This window comes from Pedobacter sp. 01T416_2, from assembly GCF_056398925.1.
The window spans coordinates 1-5,178 of record NZ_JBFTQI010000422.1; the positions used below are offsets into that span (position 1 = coordinate 1).

At 38.4% G+C, this 5,178-nt stretch carries 5 protein-coding genes; all 5 read right to left on the reverse strand.

What is annotated here, in order from left to right; genetic code table 11:
* Window positions 1–191: 191 nt before the first annotated feature.
* Window positions 192–2,297, reverse strand: a complete 2,106-nt coding sequence (recG, locus tag AC1DPQ_RS16940; RefSeq protein ID WP_477610324.1) for an ATP-dependent DNA helicase RecG — start codon at window positions 2,295–2,297, stop codon at window positions 192–194.
* A gap of 6 nt (window positions 2,298–2,303) precedes the next feature.
* Window positions 2,304–3,206: an EamA family transporter gene (locus tag AC1DPQ_RS16945; protein ID WP_477580346.1), complete on the reverse strand. Its 903-nt coding sequence runs from the start codon at window positions 3,204–3,206 to the stop codon at window positions 2,304–2,306.
* Window positions 3,207–3,208: 2 nt separating this feature from the next.
* Window positions 3,209–3,589, reverse strand: a complete 381-nt coding sequence (locus tag AC1DPQ_RS16950) for a RidA family protein (protein WP_029274517.1) — start codon at window positions 3,587–3,589, stop codon at window positions 3,209–3,211.
* Window positions 3,590–3,601: 12 nt separating this feature from the next.
* Window positions 3,602–3,739 (reverse strand): DUF6728 family protein, encoded by a 138-nt coding sequence (locus AC1DPQ_RS16955; RefSeq protein ID WP_317130071.1) that lies wholly within the window; start codon window positions 3,737–3,739, stop codon window positions 3,602–3,604.
* A 97-nt stretch (window positions 3,740–3,836) separates the two neighbouring features.
* Window positions 3,837–5,178 (reverse strand): OmpA family protein (locus AC1DPQ_RS16960; protein WP_477610325.1); only part of this gene is annotated, 1,342 nt, incomplete at its 5' end.

The following is a 5,178-nucleotide window of genomic DNA, read 5'->3' on the forward strand; positions in this document are numbered from 1 at the left end:
TGGTTACACGCAAGATAGAAATATTAGGAGGTAAAAAAAAGGGGGTAAAATAATATTTATAAGGGGCTGATTAGTAAAAAAATAATTTCAAACTACACAAAGTAGCACTAATAATACAGCACTAAATATTATTGCAAAATAGGAAGAGAAGAAAATTATAATAATTGGAAGAATTCAAACTTAATACAAGATTAGCTTATTTTGTCGAAAGAAATGCCCCTTTCTAATTTCTGCAGGTAAGCTTTTAAGATTGCATTTTCGGGCTTTGCCAGCTGCGGATCGTCTTCAAAAAGTGCGATTACGGTGTTACGTGCTTCAGACAAAATAATCTGGTCTTTGGCCAGGTCGGCAAGCTTCAGATCTAAAACGCCGCTTTGCTGAGTTCCTGTAATATCGCCAGGGCCGCGTAGCTGTAAATCTATTTCTGATATTTCGAAGCCGTTGTTGGTTCTTACCATTGTTTCCAAACGAATCTTACCTTCTTTACTCAGCTTATTCCCACTCATTAATATACAAAAAGACTGTTCTGCACCGCGGCCTACCCTACCACGCAACTGGTGCAGCTGTGAAAGCCCAAACCGTTCGGCATTTTCAATTACCATTACCGAAGCGTTAGGTACGTTTACGCCCACCTCTATTACGGTAGTGGCTACCATAATTTGGCTTTTACCGTCGATAAACTGCTGCATTTCGAACTGTTTATCGGCATTGGGCATTTGCCCGTGTACAATACTCATTTGGTAATCAGGCCTAGGAAACTGATAGCTCAACTGCTCAATTCCAGCTTCGAGATGCAAAAGATCTAATTTTTCGCTTTCCTTAATTAAAGGATAAACAATGTAAACCTGCCTGCCTTTGGCAATTTCCTGCTTCATAAAACCGAACATCCTGAGGCGTTGGCCTTCAAAAAGGTGTTTGGTTTCTATTGGTTTTCTGCCCGCAGGTAATTCGTCAATAACCGAAACATCAAGATCGCCGTATAGGGTCATGGCCAAAGTACGCGGAATTGGCGTAGCGGTCATCACTAGGATGTGTGGGGGAATAATATTTTTCCGCCAAAGCTTAGCGCGTTGCTCTACACCAAAACGATGCTGTTCATCAATCACAACCAGCCCCAAATTCTTGAATTGAACCTTATCTTCAATCAGGGCATGTGTTCCGATCAGAATATCGATTTCTCCATTCTCTAATTGCTCATGCAAAACAGTACGCTCCTTCTTTTTGGTATTTCCTGTAAGGATAGCAACACGCACCAGGTCGTTGGTTACAAGTTCTGTAATAGAGGCATAGTGCTGGCGCGCCAAAATTTCAGTGGGAGCCATCATACAAGCCTGGTAGCCGTTGTCATTTGCTAAGAGCATACTCATCAGTGCAACCGCAGTTTTACCGCTTCCTACGTCGCCCTGTACAAGCCGGTTCATTTGCACACCGCGTTGTGTATCTATCCTAATTTCTTTAACCACACGCTTTTGCGCATTGGTTAATTCGAAAGGCAAAAACTCGTTATAAAAGCGATTTACCTTTTCGCCAACCTTTTCAAAGGTTACACCTTTAAATTTTAACTGGCGCAAATGTTTATTGTGCAAAAGCTGTAATTGGATGAAGAATAATTCTTCAAATTTAAGGCGTCTTTCTGCTGAACTTAAATCCTTCACATTTTTAGGAAAATGAATATTCAGTAGCGCCAATCTTTTATCTGGCAGCTGATACTTATCAATGATGTATTGTGGTAAATTTTCGGGAACCTGGGGGATGATCTGATCCAACAAGCCGGCGATTAAACGCTGTAAGCCTTTTGAATCAAGATTAAACTTTTTAAGCTTCTCTGTTGAGTTATAAACCGGCTGTAAGGTTAAATTTCCCCGTCCCACCTGTTTGCGCTGGTATAGCTCCATTTCTGGATGCGAGATACTGAATGTACCGTTAAAGATGGTTGGTTTTCCAAAGGCCACGTAAGCGGTGCCAACAGTGATATTATCATCAACCCATTTTAGGCTCTGGAACCAAACCAATTCCATAATTCCGGTTTCATCTTTAAAAACAGCAACAATACGTTTTGCTCTTTTATCGCCAATTACTTTTTTGCTGATCACGCGCCCAATAATCTGGATATATTGCGAATCAGGATTAATCTGGTTAATCTTGAAATATTTTGTACGGTCGATATACCTGAACGGATAGTGTGCAAGCATGTCCTGATAAGTGAACAGGCCGAGATCCTTTTTCAAAACATCGGCACGGCTTGGCCCAACGCCCTTTAAAAACTCAACAGGTGTATCTAATACCGAATTAAACAAAATATTTTACTGTTTCTTGTAAACAACACTCTTTAGCAACTGTCCGTTAAAAATAACGATCGATAGCAGCAAAAGCAAATAGGCAAAAAATTGGTGCAGATCTATTTTCTCTTTAAAGTAGAAAAATGCAACGGTAAATGCAACTATAGGGTTGAGATAGATCAAAATACCCAGGGCCGATGAAGGCATACCCAACAGTGCATACGAATTTAAAAAGAGTGGAATAATGGTAAATACAATGGCAATCAACAATATATGCGACCAAAAGAAGGTTTCGGTAGGAAAAGGCGCAGCATTAAGAAAATACAACGGAAGCATTATTAATCCTGATAAAATTAACTGAACGCCCAAAAAATTAAACTTATCTACATCTTTAATTACTTTTAGCACAATAACATATAAGGCATAAAAAGATGCGACGATAATGGCCCACATTACTTCATGTATAGAGCCTGTTGCCAATAGGATGATACTTATAAATGCAATGATTAGGGCAATAATTTTAACCTTTGTTAACTGTTCCTTTAAAATGATAAATCCACAGAGCGCAGTTAACAGTGGGCACACCATATAGGCAAAGGCGGCTGCTTTTAAACTTACGCTATTTACGGCATAAATATAGGTGAACCAGTTTCCCGTGATCAGAAATGACGACACTATGGTAAGCAACAATAATCTTGTTTTCTTAGGGGCGCTTAATGATTTTAAGAAATTGAAATCATTCTTTAGTGCTTCCCTTCTGAATAAAAGAATAATTGTCCAAACTACGATAATGGAAATAAATATCCTGTAGTATAAAATTTCGTGTGGCGGAAAACCTTTTATGTTACGCAAAGGTATAGACATTGTTCCCCAGATAATATAAGGAACAATGCCGGCTATAAAATATTTGCTTTTACTATCTGCCAAAATTAGCCTACAATGGCAATTACAGAAATTTCTACATTAACATTTTTAGGCAATACCGAAACCTGAACCGTTTCGCGCGCAGGGAAATCAGCAGTAAAATACTGTCCATAAACTTCGTTTACCTGAGCAAAGGTACCCATATCGCTTAAGAAGATAGTAGACTTTACTACGTTATCGAAAGTTAAACCTGCTTCAAGCAAAACTGCTTTAAGGTTACGCATTACCTGGTGTGTCTCTTCTTCAATATTGCCAATATTTAATTCTCCATTTTCGGGATTAATGGCTACCTGGCCTGATACGAATAAAAAGTTTCCGGCTTGTACAGCTTGGCTATATGGTCCAATTGGAGCTGGAGCATTGGTTGTTTTAATAATTTGTTTCATACAATTTTGGGGTTATTTAGCAAGCCATTGGATTAGCTTGTAGATGATACCTGCAAGAAAAATTAAGATGGCCAATGCATTTATAAAATGCATAATTTTCAGATTGATATTATTTGGCCTGTTTGGATCCTTTTTTCTAAAGAAGTACATAACACAAACTTAGCTAAAAAGCTTAACACAGAAAATTAAAAGGCACAAAAAAAGTCCTGACTTTCATCAGGACTTTTTTAAATCTTATATTGAAATACTAGTTTCTAGCAGTTTCAACACGACGGTTTTGGATACGACCTTCTTCAGTATCGTTAGAAGCAATTGGATTAGCTTCGCCATTACCTTTAGTAGCAACTTGACTAGCGTTAACGCCAGAGTTTACTAAGTAAGTTTTAACAGAGTTAGCTCTGTCTTTAGATAATTTCAAGTTATATGCAGCAGTACCTTCGCTTGAAGCGTAACCGTTTACAGTTACTTTACCACCGTTTTCACGTAACACTGAAGATAATTTATCTAAAGTAGGGTAAGACTCAGTTTTTAAAACTGAAGAGTTGAAATCGAAACCGATTTTTTCGAAACCAGTTACATCACTTGTAGCAGCAGTAGGTGCTTCAACTTTTGGAAGAGGACAACCTGAACCATCAACAGCAGTACCAGCAGGAGTTCCTGGGCATTTATCGAATTGATCAGCAACACCGTCACCGTCAGTATCTTTTTTCAAATCTTCAACTGATTTTTCAACAGCAGAAACACGGTTTTTCAATGCTTCAACTTCTTGACGTAAAGTTGGATCTTTTAACTCATCGTACATAGTAGCTAATGGGTTAGTCCATTCTAAACTTGGTTTAGCAGAAGAACCTAAAGAGAATTCTAAACCAGCATAACCGTAAGAGAATTTATCTTTAGTTTGACCTTTTGCATAAACTCCATCTAAGTTATCAGCATCAACAAAGTTCATTGTGTAACCTAAGTTAAAGTTAACACGCTCAGAAACTTTGAATTTAACACCAGCACCAACTGGAATGTAGAAACCTTTTACGTAATCTTTAGCATCATGTCTGTCATCAGCAGGACCTACAGCTTTACCTTTCCAGTCAATAACAGTACCATTACCTAAAGTAACTTTTGGAGCATAAGCCATATAACCAGCACCAGCAGTTAAGAAGAAACCTACTGAGTTCTCACGACGTAAGAAATCGATAGAACCAACGTTTACAACACCACGTAAATCTACAGCATATTGTAATTCAGTTTCGAAATCTTTTGTAGCTGGGTTAGTAATACCTTCGTTAGTACCTGAAAGTTTACCACGAGTTCCGTTTAATTCTAAACCGAATGAGTGACCTAGTTGTTTACGGATGTTTAAACCGTAACCTAAGTTAGCATCCCATTTGTTGAAATCATTAGTACCACCGATAGCAACAACTGGCATTAAAACACCACCATGTACACCGATAGACCAAGTTCTGTACTGACCTCTACCGCCAAATACCTTGACAGCAGAAGTTGTTGCAGGTGCATCTTGAGCGACAGCAAGAGAAGCAACTCCTGTTAATGCCACTAAAGAAAGCGCAACACTTTTCTTTAAAGTAGAATAA